The sequence below is a fragment of the Burkholderia sp. 4NA327C6 genome (assembly GCF_005502655.1).
GTDB lineage: Bacteria > Pseudomonadota > Gammaproteobacteria > Burkholderiales > Burkholderiaceae > Burkholderia > Burkholderia contaminans.
The window spans coordinates 1-20,760 of the sequence record NZ_SCNZ01000042.1 but is presented as its reverse complement, the minus strand read 5'-3'; the positions used below and the strand labels follow the sequence as shown (position 1 = coordinate 20,760).

General features: G+C 68.2%; 4 protein-coding genes. All 4 read right to left on the bottom strand.

What is annotated here, in order from left to right; genetic code table 11:
• The gene (locus FFS49_RS31410) at positions 1–15,438 is read right to left on the bottom strand and encodes a filamentous hemagglutinin N-terminal domain-containing protein (RefSeq protein WP_105817191.1); all 15,438 of its coding nucleotides are present in this window, start codon (positions 15,436–15,438) and stop codon (positions 1–3) included.
• A gap of 147 nt (positions 15,439–15,585) precedes the next feature.
• On the bottom strand, positions 15,586–16,506 hold the full coding sequence (locus FFS49_RS31405) for a peptidyl-prolyl cis-trans isomerase (RefSeq protein WP_105817192.1): 921 nt from the start codon (positions 16,504–16,506) through the stop codon (positions 15,586–15,588).
• A gap of 15 nt (positions 16,507–16,521) precedes the next feature.
• Complete coding sequence (locus FFS49_RS31400) at positions 16,522–18,339, bottom strand: ShlB/FhaC/HecB family hemolysin secretion/activation protein (protein ID WP_105817407.1); 1,818 nt, start codon at positions 18,337–18,339, stop codon at positions 16,522–16,524.
• A gap of 8 nt (positions 18,340–18,347) precedes the next feature.
• Positions 18,348–20,504: a filamentous hemagglutinin N-terminal domain-containing protein gene (locus FFS49_RS31395; RefSeq protein ID WP_105817193.1), complete on the bottom strand. Its 2,157-nt coding sequence runs from the start codon at positions 20,502–20,504 to the stop codon at positions 18,348–18,350.
• Positions 20,505–20,760 lie beyond the last annotated feature (256 nt).

Genomic DNA, 20,760 nt, shown 5'->3' with positions numbered 1-20,760 from the left:
CTATTGCCTCCCGGTAATGACATTAACCTTGGGTGGAATGATCCCACTACAATTCTGACATGCCGTGAACGCGCCTCCTTGAGTTCCGGCCGCACTGCTCCGCCCCAGCTTTATGGTCGCAATACTGATATCGGCCAGGTTCAGCGTGGCCGGATTCGGCACTGCGTTGTAGATGTAGTTCAATGACTGAACCTCCGCGTGCAAGCCAGGTATCCCTGCCATGGTCGGAAACGAGTCGTGACTCGCAATATAGCCCTCGATCTGCCGAACTGTCTGGCCATTAAGCTTCTGACCGGACCTGCCATACTCGCCAGCAATCGCATCCATAAATTTACCCTGATCGACAATCACAAACGTATCGCCATCTGCAGACATCTTGACTCCCGGAAACGTCGGCACCTTTGCAAGAATGTTGCTGAACGGGGGAGTTTGAATGCCAAGCGCGGCAGCCCCCCCTACCGAGACTGCAGGATTTTTGCTTCCCTCCGCGATGAGCAACCGAGCCTCGCCTAGCGCTCGCGCCTCGACACTGACAGCAGATCCCATTGCGGCTGGCGACGACACACCCGTCAGGACTGAGGCCCCCGTCCCTACAGGCATACCATTCAGACCGGCATAGACCTCCGCCGCGAGTATAGTCAGTTCGTTTGCACAAAGGACGGCATTTGCTACACATCCAGCGGCGATTCCCGGACCGAACAGCACACCACCCAGCACACCACCGAGCGCACCTCCGACATAAGGGGCGGCGGCATTCATCATCGCCGACGCTTGATCGGCATTAGCGCCCTGCGCCTGCATCAACGTTTGCAGTAACTTGGGGTCGCATGGCTTGGTACCGCCGCCGCACGCTATATCGAGTGCCTTACGCAGCGGATTCGCGGGCATACCGTGATCCGCCAACCCGTTGTTCAGCGCTTCATTCTGCGCCGCCGCAGCCCCGCCCTGCGCATTCTCCCCGGCAAGCCCGGCTGTCAAACCGCCCAGCAACGTCGATACGCCGGCGATCGCCGCACGCTGGCCACTTGTCAAGGTCGCGGCGCCGCCTGCCTGATCAACCAGGGTTGACGTAGCAACCGCGCTAACAGCCCCGCCAATTGCCCCTCCTCCACACCCCTCACCGGTCGCGGCGCCTGCAGCGCAGCCGAGCGCGGCATGCGAGGCCATATGAACCAGTGTTTCTGAAAGTCCGTCACCAAAGTCGCCGGCAACCTTTGCATTACCGATCGCGTATGCACCAGCCGCCGCCGCATCCCTGACGAAGCTGTCTCGCAAACTGTCAAGGAAACTCCCCCCGCCGATCAGCGTCTGCGTGCCGGCCTGAATCGCCGCATTGGCAGACATCGCCAACGCTGCGGTCGGCAGTGATCCAGCCGCCGCACCAGCCTGCGGCACCAACGCATTACCCGTCGTCTGCACACCGGCTAGCGCTGAAAGAGACGGCGCACTTCCTTCGACCGCCGCATTCGCGCTGAACCCGAACGAACCACTGTCAAACGTGATGCCGTTCGTCAGCCCGGCAGTTACCGCGCCGATCAGGCCATTCTTCAAACTCGCGCCGAAATCGACCTTTCCGCTGGCGACGACCTGGCCGAGCGCGCTCGATGCAAACGAACTCAACCCGACTGCAATCATCGTGTTGGCCAACCCGCCAACGGCCAGCGAACCGCCTGCGGCACTTGCCGCCGCAGTGATGGCGGCACCCGTCAACCCCTGCTGAGCCGCCATGAACGCGGCCGTGGTTGCCGCTTCGGCAGCGCCCGACATCGATGCGATCGCAGCAGATATCTCTGGCTGCATCATGATCGCGGCAGCAACAGCAACGACCATCGAGAAGATCTGCGTCATCCCGAACGAGCCGCCTTCCTTCACGAAATCCTGATGAAGGTTGTCGCTCACTGCCGTCTGCGTGAAATTGCCGCCGAGTTGCTGTTGAAGCGCCGCAAGCGCTTGCTGGGTCCCGGCCTGATCGATGGTTCCGTCGGCCGTGAGCTTCTGCAGCGCCCCACCGATCTGGTTCAGCGCCTGAACATTCAGCTCCATGTTCGCCGCGCTCATGAACCCGCCCGGCTGCACCACCGTGCCCGTCGTGTTCAGATACCCGCCATCAACCTTCTGCCAGATCTCGCCGACGTTGACCTGATTCGCCTGGTTCGTCAGCGTGTGCGTGTCGACGCTCAGCGTCCCCGACGCCGTGATGCTCCCCGTATTGAGGATGCTGCCGTTGCCGTCCTGGTTGAACTTCAGCGCGACGTCCGTGCCGGCAATGTTCCCGCCGGCCGACATCGCCGTCGTGTTCGGCGACAGATAAACCTGCGGCATCAACGCGGTGATCGTCGGGCACGATGCCGTGCCCGTCGCGTGACACGTCGGGTCCGGCACCGTCTGCTCGACGTACCACAGCATCGGCTTGTCGAGCGTGTTGATCTGCTCCTGCGTCAGCGCCGCGCCAAGCTGCAGCCCATGCGACTTCGAATAGTCGAGTGCGTTTCCGTACAGGTACTCCTTTTCCTGCTCCGTCACCGACTTGTTGTGCTTGCTGTCGTACGACAAACCGTCGACGAAGCTCGACTTGCCCGTCTGCTGGAGTGCGGCCTGCTGCAGCAGCAGGTTCTCTTCCTGCGGATTGAAATAGAACAACGTCGACGACGGCTGGAGATTCGGCGGCAGGTTGTTCAGCAGATCCTGCGCCCCCAGCAGCCCGCTCCCGCCGAGCGACTCGTTGACATACGACGCCTTGCCGGCGACCGGTGTCGGCAGCGTACCCATCCCGACCGCGCGCGGAATCGACAGGTTCAACCCCGGCAGCGTCACCGGGCTCAGCGTGATCACGCGCTGCGGCGCGCCGACCTGCGGCGTGTACGTATTCGGCGTCGTGATGCCGTTGATCAGCTTCTGCCCGCTCAACGACACCGACGTGCCGAGCACGTTGCCGACGTTCTGGATCTGCCCGCCCGACGAGATCGACAGGTTCGGCGCCTGGATCGTCGCCGCGATGTTGCCGACCGGCATCGGCGGATCGATCGTACCGCCGGTGCCCGTATAAGCGCTCCCGTACAGCGTCTTGCACTGCTCCGGCGTGCCGCATGCCCAGATGTCGTGGCGCTTGTCGCTGCTGAACATCCCGGTTTCCTGCACCCAGTGCGAGTGCCAGTACGCGTTCAGCACCTGCGCCTCGTTGACGACCGGCCCCGCGACGGAAATCGTCGCGTTGTTGCCGGCCGCGATCAGGCTGCCGATGTTCGTCAGGCTGCCCGCGCTCACCTGCAGGTTGTTGCCCGCGCTGATCACCGACGAACTGCCCGACTGCTGGTCGACGTACCCTTCGCAGTAGCTCTCTTTGTAACCACCGGCGGTCATGCAGCCGGAATACTTCTCCTGTTTGCCGTAATTCTCGTGGACCGGAACCGGCGGCGGGAGGTTGTTGGTGATCGCGCCCGAGACGTTCAGCTTGATGTCGTTGCCCGCGACGATGTTGCCCGACGTGTTGTTCAGGCTCTGCGCCGGCGTGGTCGAGCCCGCGGTCGAGCCGACGCCGCCGATGACGATGTCGTGGCCCGCCAGCAGGTTGCCGTACGTGTTGTTGATCTGGCCGGCAGCGATGACGAGATCGTGACCGGCGTAGATCGTCGCGTTGTTCTGCGCATAGCTGAACGTCGTCGTGGTCGGATTGTTGCCGCGCGGCTGGCCTGCGTTGCCGCATGCGGAGTTCGGCACGCCCGACGCGCAACCGACCTGGCTCGCGTAGTTCTGTTGGTTGCCGCCCTGGTTAGTCAGCGTTCCGGACGCAATGCCGACGTTGTTGCCGGCATACAGCAGACCCTGGTTGATCAGATTGCCGCCGCCGATCGTCAGATTGCTGCCCGCCGCGATCATGCCCGTCGGCGTCGTGAAGGTCACCGTGCCGGTAGCAGCAGGCGCGGCCGTGCCCTTGTTGATCTGGAACGTCGTCGGCAGGTAAGGCGAACCCACCTGGCAATAGTTACCGCCGTCGCAATTGAACGCGCCGGTCGGGTTGCCGGTGCCCTGGACCCCGATCGTTCCGAGCGCCGCAAGCTGCGCCAGAAAGTTCGCGTACTGGGCCTGATCGACATAAGTCGAGTTGTTGACCGTCATGGTCGGTGCAACCGCGCCGTTGCTCAGCGACTGGACGTTGAGTGCGATGTCGCCTTGCGCTGCGATCTGGCCGCCCTTATTGGACAAGTTACCGGCAGTCAGCGAGATCGAACCGCCGGCGGAAATCACGCCCGACGTTCCGGCTTGCTGGGTAGTCGTCGTTTGATAGACCGTCGGCAATGTGAATGTCGCCGATTTGAGTGCACCGGCCCCAGGCCCGGTTCCAACGAACCAGTAGTTTGAAGACTGCGAAACACCATGGTCATTGGTGCCGGTCTGTACGTAGTATTGATAGAACGTCACGGTGCCGGATGTCGCGACCGGAGCGGAAGCCGTCATCAAACTGCTGTTCGTGGTCGAGCCAGTCGGCGCCAACAGGCCACCGAGCGTCGCAGGCAGCGTTTTATACGCAGCCTGAACGTAACCATGGTCTCCATTTTTGACATTCTCGTAGCCAACCGTCACCGTGCCGACCGACCCTGACATCAGGAGCGCGGGGTCGCTGACTTGCGTGGTGGTCGTGACTGCTCCCTGCGGAGCAGTCTGGTCGTTGATCACCTGCGTAGCAGAGACGCCGATGTTCCGGCCGGCGAATATCGAACCGCCCGTATTGAACAGCGAACCGCCTAGATTGAAATTCGCATCCCCCCTCGACTGCGTCGTCGCCCCCTGGTTGTCGTAGTCCCAGCCGCTGACGTTGAGTACGCTCCCCGCCTCGACCGTCCCGCGGTTCGTCGTATTGCCGTTCAGCGTCAACACATTGTCGGCATGCATCACCGCGCCGGCCGCGTTGTTCAGCGTGCCGTTGAAGGTCACATCACGACCGCTGACCTGCCCGTGGTTCTCGAATGTCCCGCCGCCGGACGACAGCGTCAGCGCCGCGGTGCCGGTCATCGTGCCGTAGTTCGCGATGCCGTTCAGGCCGGTCAGCGCCACGCTCTGCCCGCCGTAGTTCCAGGTGCCGCCGATGTTCACGTAGCCGGCGGTGATCGACAGATTCCCGCCCTGGCTGATCGTCCCCTGCAGCGGATCGAACGTCATGTTGGCGACGTTGATGCCCATGTTCCGTTGCGCGAGCAACTGCCCGCCCGCGTTGTAGAACGCACCGTTGCCGCCATTGACCGTCAGCGACACATCGCCGGTCGCCCCCGTTCCGACGCTCGGATTCCCCGCAAAGATGATCCCGCTCTGGTTGTTCAGCGAACCCGCGTTGATGCCGAGCGCATCCACCGCCATCAGCGACCCGCCGACGTTCGTCAGCCCGCCGCCCACGGTCACGTTGGTCGTCGTGCCGTTCACCAGCCCCGCGTTCGTGAAGTTCGACGCGTTGATCGTCGTCGCGCCGATCGACGCAAGCGACGCACCCGCCGCGTTCGTCAGGTTCGGCGCGGACACGTTGAGCGACCCGGCCAGCACATGCGCTGCGTTATACAGCCCGTTCTGCGACGTCAGCGCCGCATTGCCGACCACGTTCACCGCGTGCCCGCCGGCCAGCGTGAGCTGGTTCGATGCCTGTGCGGTCAGCGCGCCGCCCACCGTCGCATCGCCGAGCGTGACGTTCGCGCCGTTCATCTGCAGGTTCTGCGACGCGACGATCGTCGCGTTGCCTGCGTCCACCGTCCCCTGCGCGGAAACGGTCACGTTCTTCGAACCGGTCACCGTCCCGTTGAGCGTCACGTTGCCGCCCGACACCCCCAGTTGACCGGCCACGACGCTCGAGCCGCCGAGCGTGAGGTTCTGCCCGGCATGCAGCGTCGTGTCGCCGTTCGACGACACGCCCGCGAGCGTCACGTTGCCGTTGACGCCGTTGACGTTCACCGTGCCCATCGACGACACCGCGCCCGTCACCTGCGCATTGTTCGCCGCCTGGATCTGCACGTTCCCGCCGGACTGCAGCGCGCCGTTGACGGCGACGCTGCCCGCCTGCGACGTCGCGGACACACCGCCGACCGCGGTTGTCGCACCGAGCGACAGGTCGCCGGTCGACGTCGCCGTGAACTTCCCTGCCCCCTGGATCGCGCCCAGCGTGACGCCCGCGCCGGACGTGACGCCGATATCCTTGCCGAACGTCAGTGCGCTGCCGCCCGTGATCGCGCCGCCCGCGTCAAGATTCGCGCCGCCGAGGCCGAACAGTGCGCCGCCGAGCGTCATCGCGCCGCCGGAAGTCAACGTGGTGTCGCCGTTGGCGAGCCCGCCCGTCAGCAGCGCCAGCGTGCCGCCGGCACGCGCACCGAAATTGCCGACGGAAACGAAGTCGCCGCCCACGACGAGATTGCCGTGCGTCGCGCTTAGCGACGTATCGGCGTTCGAACGAATTGCGCCGGCGATGCCGAGGCTCCGTCCCGCGCCGGCCGTCAGGCTTGCGCCGCTGCCGACGCCACCGGCGATCACCACGTCGCGCACGGCGGCGATCGTCGTCGCCTTGCCGGACGTCATGCCGCCGTTCACGACCACGTCGCCGGCACCGTTGTGCCCCTGCGCGCGCAAGTCGATCGCCCCGCCCGCCTGCGCACTGCCGATCGCGAGGTCGTTGCCCGCCGTCATCGCCAGGTCGCCGTCGGTCGCGACGCCACCCTTCACGGCGATGCCGTTCGCCGCGCTGACCGTGGCCTGCTTGCCGAACGCGATCGACGCCGCGTCGATCGAGCCGCCCGCCGTCAGCGTGCCGGCCTGCTGCGCGGCGATGCTGCCGACCAGCGTCATGTCGCCGCCGGACGCCAGCGTCGCATTGCCGCCAGACACGGTTTGACCCGACAGCGTGATCGCCTGCCCGGCCGTCACGTTCAGGTTGCCGCGCGCGGTCACGTTCGCCGCGCCGGCGCTACCGTTCGACGCTGTGACGCTCAGGTCGCCGGCCGTGTTCACGTCGGCGAGGGCGACGTTGCGTGCGGCCTTGATGTCCGTCGCCGCGCCCGCATTGATCGCGTGATTCACGTTGACGTCGCGCGCCGCCTGCAGCGAGAACGCGCCCAGCGCGGTCACCGCGCCGCCGAGCGTCACGTCGCCGCCGCCCGCATTGCCGTTCGCGGCGACCGACAGGTCGCCCGACACTGCCTGCACGCCGGCGAGGCCGACATTGTTGCCGCCCGTCACCGACACGCTCGCGCCCTGCAGCGCCCCCGACAACGCGATGTCGTGCGACGCGGCGAGCGTCGCGGCCTGCCCGAACGCCACCGATCCCGCGCCGGTGATGTCCCGTGCCGCCGTCAGCGCACCGCCCGCCTGGCCTGCCAGACTGCCGCCGATGCCGATATCGCGGCCGGCCTGGACCGTCGTCGTGCCGGCCGCGGCGATCGTGCCGTTCAATTGCGCATCGACGCCGGCGCGCACATCGAGCGCGCCGCCGGACGTCGTCATGCCGTTCAATTGCACGTTGCCGCCCGATGCGGCCACCTTCATGTCGCCGGCAGACTGCGACGTGCCGCTCACGACGACATCGTTGCCCGCACTCAAGGTTTGCGCCGCACCGTTCGCCAGCGTGCCCGTCACCCGCACGTCGTGCGCGGCGGTCACGCTCGCGGCGCCGGCCGCCTGCGCGGTGCCGCGCACCACGGCATCGCCGCCGCCGGCGTTGCCGAGCGCCTTCAGGTCGAGGGTGGTCGCCGAGACGACATCGTTGACCGATGCGTCGTTGCCGCCCTGCACACGCACGCCCTTCGCCTGGACGAGACCGTCCACCGTCGCATTGCGCTGCGCGGCGGCGTCGAACGCGCCTTGCAGGAACGACTGCTTGCCAGCGCCGACGATATCGCGCGCCGCGCGCAGCGTGCCGTTCGCGTCGCCGATCAGCAGCCCGCTGCCGGCGTTCAGATCGCGCCCGGCAGTGAGCGCCATGTCGCCGACCGCGCTCGTCGTCGCGCCGAGCAACAGATCGCGTCCGGTCGTCACGTCGAGCGTCGCGCCGCTGTTTATCCCGCCGGTTGCGGCCAGATCGCCGGCATGTGCGGCGATCGTCATCGCGCCGCCCGACTGGACCGCACCGCCGATCACGGCGTTGCGCCCCGCGTCGATGCCGACCGAGGTTGCTCCTTGCAGCTTGCCGGGCACCGACACATCCTGCGCCGCGACCGCGTCGATGCGCCCGCCGGCGGCGGCCGTGCCGTTGATCGTCAGGTTGCCGGGCCCGGTGTCCGTGCGCGTGCCGTTCGCGCGCAACGACAACGTGTCGTCCGCCTGCACGTTCGTCACGCTGGCGTTGCCTGCCGCCGTGACTGCAACCGTGTGCCCCTGCACCAGCCCGCCCTGCACGACATCGCGGCCCGCATCGAGCGTCGCGGCCTGCGCGAACGCAATCGTGCCCGCGCCGGTCAGGTCTCGGCCTGCGCCGAGCGTGCCGGCCCCGTGGCCCTCGAGCTTGCCGGTCACGTCGATATCGTTGGCCGCGCCGACATGCGTGTCACCGATCGCCAGCACCGTGCCGGCGATGCCCGCATTCCCGCCGGCCGTCGCATCGAACGCGCCGCCGCTCGTCAGCGAGCCGCCGAGCGCGATGTCGCGGCCGGCGGTCAGGGCGATGTCCAGCGCCGAGGCCGTCTTGCCGCCGAGCGCGATATCCGTGCCTGCCTTTACCGCGAGCGCGCCGTTCGTCGCGATCGAGCCCGTCGACGCGACATGCCCGCCGCGCGCGTCGAACGTCGCGTTGCCGATGGCCTGCAACACCCCGCCGTGATCGATGTCGCCGCCCGCGCGCAGCAGCACGTCCGCGTTGCCGGTCACCGCGCCGGTCGTGCGCAGGTTGCCGGCCGATGCGAGCGTCATCGATGCGCCCGCCGTCACGTCGTGCAGCGTCGCGTGGCCGCCCGCGTTCACGTCGACCTTGTCGCCGCGCAGCGAACCGGTGAGCAGCGTGTCGCCACCCGACTGCAGGGTCGCCGCGCCGCCGAACGCCAGCGCCCCCGCCCCGCCGATCGCGCCGCCGGCCGTCAGCGTACCGCGGCCCTGTGCGATCACCGTGCCGTCCGCGCGCAGATCCCGGCCCGCGTTCGCGGTCAGATCGCCAAGTGCCGTCGTGCGCCCCTGGCCGAGATCGATCGTGCCGGCCGCGTCGGCCGACAGGTTGCCGCCCGATTGCAGGGTGCCGGTGCTCGTCAGCGTGCCCGCGGCATTGCGCAGCGTCATGTCGCCCGACGACACCAGCGCGCCGGCGACCGTCGTGTTGCCGCCGCCGATCACGTCGAGCGGCCCCGCCGCCTGCAGCGTGCCGTTGACCGTGATGTCACCGTCCGAGCGCAGCACGCCCGCCCCTGCCGCGTTGACCACACCGCGCAGCGTCGCCGGGCCGCCGCTCGTCATGTCGAGCTGGCGGCCGGCGTTGACGGTGCCGTCGACCACGAGGCCGCGCGCCGCGCTCAACGCCGCATCGGTAGCCGCGTCGAGCTTGCCGCCGACCGACAGCGCGCCATTGCTCGATGCCGCCAGCGGGCCGCCCGCGTGGAGCGTGCCGTTCACGTTCAGGTCCGCGCCCGAATGCAAGGTCGCATCGGCAAGGGCATTGACGGCCCCGTTGATCGCGAGAGTGCCGCCGCTCGCCGCATTCAGCGATCCGGCCGCCTGCAATGCGCCGTTGACCGTCAGGTCGCCGGCTGCGTTCAGCGTGCCGCCTGCGAGCGAGTTGACGGTGCCGTCGATCGTCAGTGCGCCGCCCTTCGCGTTGACGGTCAGCGCCGCATTCGATTGCACGTCCTTCAGCGCGATCGAGCGCGCGGCGCTCAGCGACACCGCCTGCCCCTGCAGCGCGCCGGTGACCGCGAGGTCGTTGTCGGCCTTGGCCGTGACGTCGTTCGCAAAGACGGTGCTACCGCCGATCGCCACATCGTGGCCCGCGTTCAGCGTCGCGCCGCCCTTGCCCACGACCGATCCGTCAAGCGTCAGGTCGTGCCCGGCCGTCAACGCAGCATCGCCGCCGATGCTGGTCTTGCCGGTCAGCGACACGTCCGTGGCCGCCGTCAGCACGACATTGCGTTCGGCCGCGAGCGTGCCCTGCGACGTCACGTTGCCTGCGCCGGCCGCGAGCGTCATGTCGCCGGCCGCCTGGACCTGACCGGCGTTGCCGATCGTCACGTCGCGCGCGGCGTTGACGCCGAGCGTTGCGCCGCCCGCGAGCATGCCCGTCACCTGGACGTCGCGCCCGGCCTGCACGGACGTCGGCGCATGCGTCGCGCTCGTGCCGTCGCCGCCACCGGCGAGCGTGCCGCGCACGACCACGTCGCGCCCCGCGGTCACGGTGGTTTCGCCGAGCGCCGCAGCCGTACCGTTGAACGCCGCGTCGCCGTTCCGGGCGGTGACGGACAACGCCCCGCCCGCCTGCACATCGGCCACGCCGGCGTTGTTGCCGGCCGTGATCCGCAGGTCGTTCGCCAGCACGTTCAAGGCCTGCGTCGTCGAAACGTCACGAGCCGCATTCAGCGACATGCCGCGCGCCGCACCGACCGTTCCGTTCAGCAGGATGTCGGTACCCGCCTGCATGTCGATCGCGCCGTTGCCGGCGATCGGTCCGCTGGTCGACACGCTTCCGCTCGTCGCGGTCAGCGCGATATCGCCGACCGCCTGCATCACGCCGCCGATGCCCAGGTTCCCGCCGGCCTGAAGCGCCGCCGTCGAGCCGGCCACCACGGTACCCGTCGTCGCGAGATCCTGCGCGGCCGTGAGCGACATCGTCGCTGCGGCCGTCACGTCGTGCAGCGACGCCGCCCCGCCTGCCTGTATCTGCACCGTGTCGCCGCGCAGCGAACCCGTCAGGCGCGTATCGCCGCCCGATTGAAGCGTCGCCGCCTGCCCGAATGCGATCGCTGCCGCGCCGCCCATCGCGCCGCCGGCGTTCAGCACGCCGTTGCGCTGGCCGATCACCGTGCCGTTCGCGATGAGGTCGCCGCCCGCGCGTACCGTCAGGTCGCGTTGCGCCGTGGTTTGCTGCGTGCCGAGATCGACCGCGTGCGCGGCGTCGATCAGCAGATCGCGGCCCGCCTGGATCGTGCCGGTGCTCGTCAGCGCGCCCGCCGCGTTCTTGAGGGTGACGTCACCCGTCGACAGCACCGCGCCGCCGATCGACGTGTTCGCGCCGCTCGTCAGCGTCAACGGGCCCGCGCTTTGCAACAGTCCGTTCACGCTCGCCGCGCCGCTCGACGTGACGGCCGCATCGGACAACGCGCTGACGGTGCCGCCGATCCCGAGATTGCCGCCGCTCGTCAGATCGAGATGGCCCGCGCTTTGCAGCGTGCCGGTCACGGTCGTATCGCTGCCCGATTTGAGCTGCGCGGTCGACAACGACGTGACCGTGCCGTCGACGGTCAGCGTCCCGTTTTGTGCATTGGCCTGCAACGCACTCGACGACTGCACGTCATGCAGCGTCATCGACTGGCCGCTGCCCAGCGTCACGTTCGTGCCGGCGAGCGAACCCGTCATCGACAGGTTGCGTCCCGCCTGCGCCTGCACATCCTTCAGGAATCCTGCACTACCACCCAGCGCGATGTCGCGCCCCGCGTCGACGCGTGCACCGCCACGACCTGCCAGAGTTCCGCCGACCGTCACGTCATGCCCCGCCGTCACGGTGGTGTCGCCGGTGAACACGGTCGTGCCGGTCAGCGCGACGTCCTGCGCCGCATTCGCGGTCAGCGCGCCTGCGCCGTTCAATGTGCCGGCCGACGCGATGCTGCCGGTCGTCGCGGTGAGCGCAAGATCGCCGATCGCACGGACGGCGCCACTGCCGTTGACGCCGATGTCTCGCTGCGCCGACAGCGCCACCTGCGTGGCGCCGGTGAGCGAACCGTTCACGACGATGTCGCGCGCCGCCTGCACGTTCGTCACGCCTGCGACGACCGCGTTGCCGTTGAGCGTCACGTCGCCGCCGCCCGCCGTGCCTTGCGACTTCACGTCAAGCACGGTGCCGACCTGCATGTCGCCGATCGCCGCGTTGTTGCCCGCATGAACGTGCAGATCCTGGTCGGTCCGCAGTGCGCCCGTGGTTGCGACATCGCGACCGGCTGCCAGCGTCAGCGTCTGCGACGACTGAACCGCGCCGCTGACGCCGAGATCGCGCCCGGCCTGCAATGTCGTCGTTGCGTTGCCGATCAGGTTGCCCGTCGTCGCGAGATCCTGCGTCGCGGCAAGCGACATCGACGACACGGCCTGCACGTCGTGCAGCAACGCCGAGCCGCCCGCCTGCGTCTGCACCGTGTCGCCGCGCAACGAGCCCGTCAGGCGCGTGTCGCCGCCCGACTGCAGCGTCGCCGCCTGACCGAACGCGATCGATGCCGCACCGCCCAGCGTGCCGCCGGCGTTCAGCATGCCGTTGCGTTGGCTGACCACCGCGCCGTTCGCGGTCAGGTCACCGCCCGCGCGCACCGTCAGGTCGCGTTGCGCGATCGTCTGCTGTTTGCCGAGATCGACTGCGTGTGCGGCGTCGATCAACAGATCGCGGCCCGCCTGGATCGTGCCGGTGCTCGTCAGCGAGCCCGCGGCATTCGTGAGGGTCACGTCATCCGTCGACAGCACCGTCCCGCCGATCGACGTGTTCGCGCCGCCCGTCAGCGCCAACGGGCCCGCGCTCTGCAGCAAGCCGTTGACCGTGGCGCCGCCGCTCGACGCGAGCACGGCATCCGACAGCGCGTTCACCGTGCCGGCGATCGAGGCGTCCCCGCCGTTTGCGATATCGAGCGATCCGGTGGTCTGCAGCGTGCCGTCGACGCTGAACCGGTTTCCTGCGCGGAAGGTTCCGGTCGACAACGTATTGACCTGCCCCGCGATCGCGACGTTGCCGCCACTCACGACATCGAGGCGGCTCTTGCTTTGCAGCGTGCCGGTCACCGCCGTGTCGCCGCCCGATCCGAGTTGGGTGGTCGACAACGACGTCACGGTGCCGTCGATCGTCAGCGCGCCGTTTTGCGCGTTCGCCTGCAACGCCGCGGACGACTGCACGTCGTGCAGCGTCATCGACTGGCCGCTGCCCAACGTCACGTTCGTCGCGGCAAGTGAACCCGTCATCGACAGGTTGCGGCCCGCCTGCGCCTGCACGTCCTTCACGAAACCCGTGCTGCCGCCCAGGACGATGTCGCGCCCTGCGTCGATCCGCGCGCCGCCGCGCCCGGACAACGTGCCGCCCACCGTCACGTCGCGGCCGGCGCTTACCGCCGCGTCGCCCGCGGCGCCGGTCGTGCCGAGCAGCGCGACGTCCTGCGCGCCCTGCACCGACAGGTTCGATGCGCCCGTCAACGTGCCGTTCGATGTCACGCTGCCGGTGCGCGCCGTCAGCGCGAGGTCGCCCGCCGACTGCACGGTGCCTTCCGCATCGACCGTCACGTCGCGACGTGCGTCGAGCGCCAGCGTCGAACCGCCCGTCAACGTGCCGTTCACCGTGATGTCGCGCGCCGATGCGATGCGCGTGGCGCCGGTCGCCTGCGTATTGCCGTTGAACGCCAGGTCGCCGCCCCCGGCCGCGCCTTGCGCGCTCAGCTCGATCGCGCCGCCCGCATGGATATCCCCCACACTCGCGCTGTTTCCGGCCCGCACGCTCACGTCGCCATTCGCCAGCAGCGCACCGCTCGCCGCGACATCGTGCCCTGCGCTGGCGGACAGATTCCCGCCGCTGGCGACGCGCGCGGTCGTGGCGAGGTCGCCGTCCCGCGCTGTGAGCGTCAGGTCGCCGGATGCATTGACGGGCCCGGCCAATGCGATGCTGCGTTGCGCGCTTGCATCGATCGTGCTGCTATCCAGCCGGCCGTTGACGCGGATGTCGCGCGACGCGCGCAGCGACGTGCCGGCCACGGCCAGCGCCGTGCCGTTCAGCGTGACGTCGCCGCCCGTGCCGCCCTGCGCCGCAACCGCCAGCGCACCGCCCGTCTGCACATCGCCCAGCGTCACGTTCGGGCCGCCTGCAATCGACACGTCGCCGTTGGCTTGCGCGTTCGCGACGTTCACGTTGCCGCCGGCGGTGATCGCGAGCTTCCCGCCCGACTGGATCGCCCCGGTCGACGTCACATCTCCGCTCGCGCTGATCGCATACCCGCCGACACCCAGATGCGCGCCCGTCATCGATACGTTGCCCGAACTTTGCACGGTGGCCTGCCGCTGCGCGGCCGAGCCAGCGACCGACACGTCGCCGTTCGACGACATCGTCAGGTCGCCTGCGTTCGCGGCCAGTTGCGCGTCGGCCCGCACGCCCATCCCCGCCGCGGTGCTGATCACCTGGATCTGGCCGGCGGTCATCGCACCGAATGCGGTCGCGTCGATCGCGAGCGAGCGATTCGCGCCGCCGTTCGCTGCGTTGATCGCCGCGGCGGAATTCGCCGCGCCATTCGACGCGGTGCCGTACGTGGTGCCGTACGCATCCGCGGCCGTCGGCGCCACGAACTGCCGCCCGGCAATCGCGTTGATGCGCGTGCCCGCATACAGCGGCGCGTTGATGCCGATCGTCTCGCCGATCAGGTCGATCGTGCCGACCGTCCCCTCGATCCCCGCGCCCGGCCCGTTGACGCCGGCATTGCCCTCGATCTGCAGGTGGCCGCCGGTCACGTTGTAGCCGATCGCCTTCGCGTTCGCGAAGTCGGTCGCCGTGCCGCCCACGCTGCCCAGGAACTGCGGCGCGCCGGTCGACAGCGTGACGCCGATGGTATTGGTGAATCCCGTGCCGCGCGTCGTGATGCCGTTCGGGTTCGCGATGACGACAGTCGCCGGCGCGCCGAACACTTCGAGCGGGCCGTTCAGCATGCTCGCGTAGGCATTGCCCGTCGACGTCACCTGGTTGACGATCACGCTCGCCGTGCGACCGTTCAGGTTCGCATTCGCCTGCACGTTGCCGCCCGTCAGCGACGTCCCCGACATCAGGCTGTTGTTGAGGATCAGGCCGACCGGGTCGATATTGAACTGTTGATACTGGTTCAGCGAAATGCCGGCCGCGTTGGGCGCGGTGATATTGACGACCGGCACGCCGCCGCCCGCGCCCGTCGATTGCGTGATCGCGGGCTGGAATGAGATGGGCGCAGTCGGGTCGACGATCGGCGCGGCAGCGGCAATCCGCATCGACAGCCGCACGCGCAGCGATGCCAGGTCGAGCACGCGCTGCCACGTTTCGTCATCCATACGGCGATTGCCGGCACCCAGCACGCCGGCCGCGCCGCGCCCCTGCTCGACCGTCACCGTGATCGGTCCGATGAACATCGCCAGCGCGACGATCGCGCAGGTCGCCCGCTGCCACCAGCGATACGGGTGAACGACCGGTGCGACCGCCAGGAAACGCGGCGCATCTGCCGCGGACCGCGCGCGCGCGCCGATTCGCGCCGCACCGGCGGCGGCGAGCTGCTGCAGGACCTTACGCTTGGACGTATTCATCTATTTTTTGCTTCGTTCTTATTGGGCTTGCGCCGTGCGTCTCGCGCCATCGGCCGGCCGACCGTGGCATCGCGCGATGCCGGGATTTCCCCGCCCGGTATCGCGTGTGTAATCGCCGGGTGTCGGCCCGGCACAACTGCTTGCCGTTTACTGCTGAATGCGCGCGTTGCGGATCAGGTCCACGACGACCTGCGCCGTGGCCTTCTCCATCGCGACCTGCTCGAGCTGCTGCCGCAGCATGTCCTTCGCCTGGTCGAACGTCGGCACCTGCGTCACGCGCTTGTCGTCGACACGCAGAATCCAGTACGCATCGCCGACCTGGACGGGCTCGCGCGTCAGGCCGCCCTGCGGCAGCTTCACGAGCGCCTCGGCGAGCGGCTGCGGCCAGTTCTGCGTATTGCCCGCCTCGATCGGCGTCTTGAACGAGATCCAGTTCAGCGCACCGCCTTGCGCGGCAGCCGGCCCCTTGCTGAACTGCTGCGCCAGCGTGCCGAAGTCCTCGCCTTTCCTGAGGCGCGCGATGATCTGCTTCGCGGTGTCCGCGTCGTTGACCGCAATCGCGCTCGGCTTGTATTCGTTCTCGCCGAGCCCCGCGACGATCGCGTCGTAGCGTGCCCGGATGTCCGTCTCCGGGACCGGTGCCGGCTTGACCTGGTCGTGCAGGTACGCCTGCGTCATCGCAAGCGTCTTCGCCTGCTCGACCGCGGCAACGACTTGCGGGCGGGTGTCGTAGTGCTGCTTCAGCGCCGCCTGCCGGAACAGTTCTCGCGCGATCAGTTGATTCTTCATCGCCGCCCGCAGCGCCGGCGTATCGGCCGCCTTCGACGCGCGCACCGCTTCGTCGACTTGCGTTTGCGTGACGGGCACGCCGTTCACGCTCGCGACGGCATCGGCGGGCATCGCGGCGACCGTATCCGCCGGCTTCTTCGCCGCCTTGTTCAGTGCATGCGCTTGCGGCGCGACCGTACCGCAAAGCATGGCGGCGGCGAGCGCAACGCCGGTCCGGCGCAGGCGCGCCCGCAGATTCCATTGCGTCGCGATCGCGCGACCGTTCGACAGACGATTCATGAGGTTCTCCTTCATTCAGTCCGACCAGTTGAGTGTTGCCAGCAGCACGGTGGCCTTCCTGCCGAGCGCCGCCGGCTGCGCGAGCGCCTGCCCGACCAGCACTTCGGCCGAGACCGTTCCGCTCCGCAGGCGCCATTGCGCGCGCGTGCCCACGCCGGCGCCGACGAGCGTCGGCCAGCCGCCCTGCGCATTCAGGTGGGCCTTGCCGCCATCGAGAAACACATACGGTTCGATTCGCGCGTCGCGCCAGGCAGGCACGTTCTGCCACGCGGCCTCGTTGCGCACGAAGATGCCGCTGTCGCCCGCGATCCCGCCTTCGGTGAACCCGCGGACCGAACTCATGCCGCCCAGGAAGATCTGCTCGTTGCCGAACAGCGCCACGCGGCTGTATTGCGCCCGCAGCGTGCCGCGATAGGCCCACGCGCTTCCTGCGAGACTGCCGAGCGCAAACTGCAGCGTGCCGGTCGCGTCGAGCTTGGTGAACTGGCTGTGCGCGTCGTCGATGCCGATGTCCGATGCATCATGGTTGGCCGCGAGCCACGGCAGCCCCTGCGACACGCCGACGTCCCAGGTCGCCGCGGCGCCCTGGCCGCGCGCCGCGAAGCGCACGAGCCCATTCAGCGCGACACGCAGCACCGTGAGGCTCTGCGGCGACAGCGGCAGGCCGTTCACATCGCGCTCGGTGCGCAGCTTGTTGAGCGTCACGTCGACGCTCATGCGCCCGCTCGACGAGCGCACGAGCACATCGTTCCAGCCGAGCATCTGGCTGAACGTGCGGCCTTCGAGCAGCGCGACGTCGCCGATCGCCTGCTGGTACTCGGACATCGACACCGTGTAGCTGAAGGTCTGATACCCGTACGGCACCGCCGCGGAAAACACGAGCGCGTTCGTTTCGGTCGTTCCCACGTAGTTGAACGACAGCGATTCCTGCAGCCCGATCACGTTGTCGGCCTCGACGCCCGCGCGATAGCGCGTCTTGCCGGTCTGCGAGCTGCCGTAGTTGTCGACGCCGAAGTCGTAATGAAGACGGTCGCCAGAGCGGTTCGAAATCGCGACGACCGAATCCCCCGGCGCTTCGCCCGGCAGGATGCGGATCTCGGCCTGGTTGCGCCGCAACCGGTTGATCTGGTCGACGCCCTGCTCGAGATCGGGCAGGCGCAGCGGATCGCCCGGCGCGCTCGCGAACGCCCACGCCGTGCCGGCTTCGGTCAGCAGGCCGCCGCCGCGCACCTCGTACCATTTCTCGTCCGGGTCGCGCGGACGCAGCGGCTTGCCGTTCAGCGTCAGCGCGGCCACGCGGCCGGGTACGAGATTGATCTTCAGCGTGCCGGACGCGAGGTTCTGCGGGCCCAGATAGGCGCGCGTCGTGATGTAGCCGCGCGAGATGAAGGCTTCGGTCAGCCGGCGCAGCAACAGGTTGATCCGGTTGCGCCCGAGCTGCTTGCCGACAAACGGCGCCGCGATACGGTCGAGCGCGGGCTGCCCCAGAATCGTGTCGCCCGTGAATTCGACGCGCTCGATCAGGAACATCGGCGCCACGTCCGGCAGCGTTTCGACATCGGCGCCCGGCGGCAAGTCGGGCATGGCCGGCTGTTCGGGCAATGCGATCTGCGCCGGCGGCTGCGCGATTTCGTCGCGGCGCTGCCGGTCGCGCTGTTCCTGGAGCAGGCGCTGCGCAGGGTCCTGCTCGGCGCGCGGCACCGCGAGCCCCGGCGGTATCGCGCCGAGACCCGGCGGTGCGCCAGGCGGCAATCCGCCGGCGAGCTGCGCGCGCACGCACAACGGCGTCGCGCCGATCACCAGCGCGAGCACCCGGACCATTGCCGACGACATGCCGCCCGTCACAGACCGAACCACGACACGAGGCCCAGATGATTGCGGTTGCCGATCGTCACGAGATCCCGGTGCGGCGGCCGAATCGTCACCACGCCGCCGGCCGCCAGCACGCCTTCGGGCGCACCGTACGCGCCGCCGTCGATATCCGCCTCGCCCGTCAGGCGCACCTTGCCGGTTCCGCCGCTGAACAGGCCGCCGGTATCGCTCCGATAGATGGCCGCCCAGCGATTGCCGAACCATGCCTTCAAATCGTGATCGCGGTTGATCACCGTATAGCCCGTCACGCCCTGTGCGAGGGTCCTGGGCGCATCGAGCGTCAACCCGCCGAGCGCGCGCACGATACCGCCCGTATTGGTAATCTGCGTGCCGGCCTTCAACAGGATGTCCGTGTTGGCCTCGATGGCGCCGCCGAAAGCCTGCACGCTCGACGATGCACTCGAGCGGCAGAAGACGAAGCACGAACGCCGCAACGAAGCCTGGCCGGTGAAGATCGCCTGTGTCAGCAGGCTGTCGCGCGCGGTGATGTCGATCGCGCCGCCGTTCGAGAGAATCGATCCGCCGATGTTCCTGACGTTCGCGGCACGCACGGACACATTTCCCGCGTCGGCAGTGATGTACGCAAGCTTGGAAGCGTCCGCGAGCGCGCCGTAGTCGACCGTGAAGCCGTCGCTGCGATGCCGGAAGAACAGGAATCGGCCGCCTTGCTCCGCAAACCCGATCACCGCGCCGTCCTGCACGCCCGTACTGTGATCGACGACGTTCTCCAGATCGCCGCCGGCCGCGATCGAGACGCTCCGGTTCGACAGGATCCGCGCGTTCTGGTTGACGATGTCCGCGCCCGCGGTCAGCGATACGTCGCCCTGCACGCCGAACAGGATGCCGATCCGCGTCTGCGGCTGCGACTGGTTCAGGATGCGGCCGGCTGCGTTCAGCGTCACCGCGCCTGCCGAGTCGGCATCCGCGTCGATCGCGGCCTGCCCCTGCACGAGCGAGCCGACGTTCACGATGTCCGCGCCGCTCTTCAGCACCACGCCGCTCTGGGACGACGCCACCGTCGAGCCGGCCATCGCATCGTCGGGCTGCAGTGCGATACCCGTGCCATTCAGCTTGATGCCGCCCGACGCCAGCAGGCTGCTGCCGTTGAGCGTGATCGCGTCCGCGGCCGACACGCCGGCGCGGCCGCCGTTGACCTTCACCTCCGTGTCCGTCAACGTCACGCTGCCCTGCGCCGTCACCGCGAAATCCCTCGCGACGCCAAGCTTCGTGTGCGAAAACTCGACGTTCCCATTGGACGTCAGCGTGAAATCGCCCAGCGACGCATTCATCGGGCCGGCGCTGCGCACGCCGGGCCCGCGGTCGGTCACGATCAGCTGCACGCGCCCGCTGGTCACGCTGCCGGCAGCGGTGATATCGATCGCGTAGGACGACGCCGTATCGGGATTCGTCGTCGCGCCGCGCGCCAGCCAGTCGTTGGCGTTGTCGGTCGGCGACAGTCCCGTGTTCAGTTCGACCCGGCTGCGGCCGGCCAGCAGGCGCACGCCGGCGGTCGCCGACGAGAACGTGTTGTCGATCGGTCCGTCGACGCGAATCGTCTTCGCAATCATGTCCAGGCCGACCAGTGCGCCGGCCAGACCGCCCGGGCCGACGACGATCGTGCCGGTCGACGTATCGAGCACGATGTTGCGCTGGATCACGCCCGGTGCGATCTGCAGGTCGTTGAAGCTCACGTTGCCGGTGGCAAGCGCGACATGCCCCGTATTGACGAACGATCCGCCGTTGATCGTGATGCCGTTCGGGTTCGCCAGCACCACGTTCGCGCGCGGCCCGGCCACGGCGATCTCGCCTTCGATCAGGCTGCGGTTCGTGCTCGTCACCTGGTTGACGATCGTGCGCGCGTTGATGCCGACGTTGTTCAGCGTCGCACCGGCTGTCGTCACGTTGAACGACGAGTAGGTGTTGCTGGAGACGCCGGCGACAGCCGGCGCAAGATTCACGAGCTGCCGGCCGTTCGGCCCCGCCGACACGCTCGTCGGCGTACCGCCGTCCGGCACGATCCCGGCGGCGACCGCGCAATGCGGCAGCCCCCCTGCCGTCGCCAGGCAAAGGAAGATCACGCGCAGGCCCCCGATGCCTGCGCACCGATGCAAATCGATGCGTTCCATCTTCGAATCACACGCACGGCTTCGCCGGCCGCGCGCCCCTCGGTTAATCTGGTCGTGTAGTTGTACGGATGTAGTGCTTCCGTAATGCTTTTGTGAGTTACCGAGGCGAACTAACGGCACACACGCGACCTTTCTTTAGGGTATCTCCCTAATAATTTTTCATTTCCAGTTCGCCAGCGAAATATTACAAATACATTTCAATCGGTCGCGCCGGATCGGCGCCGCCTCCCGCCCCCCTCCTCGTCAATCACGAGCC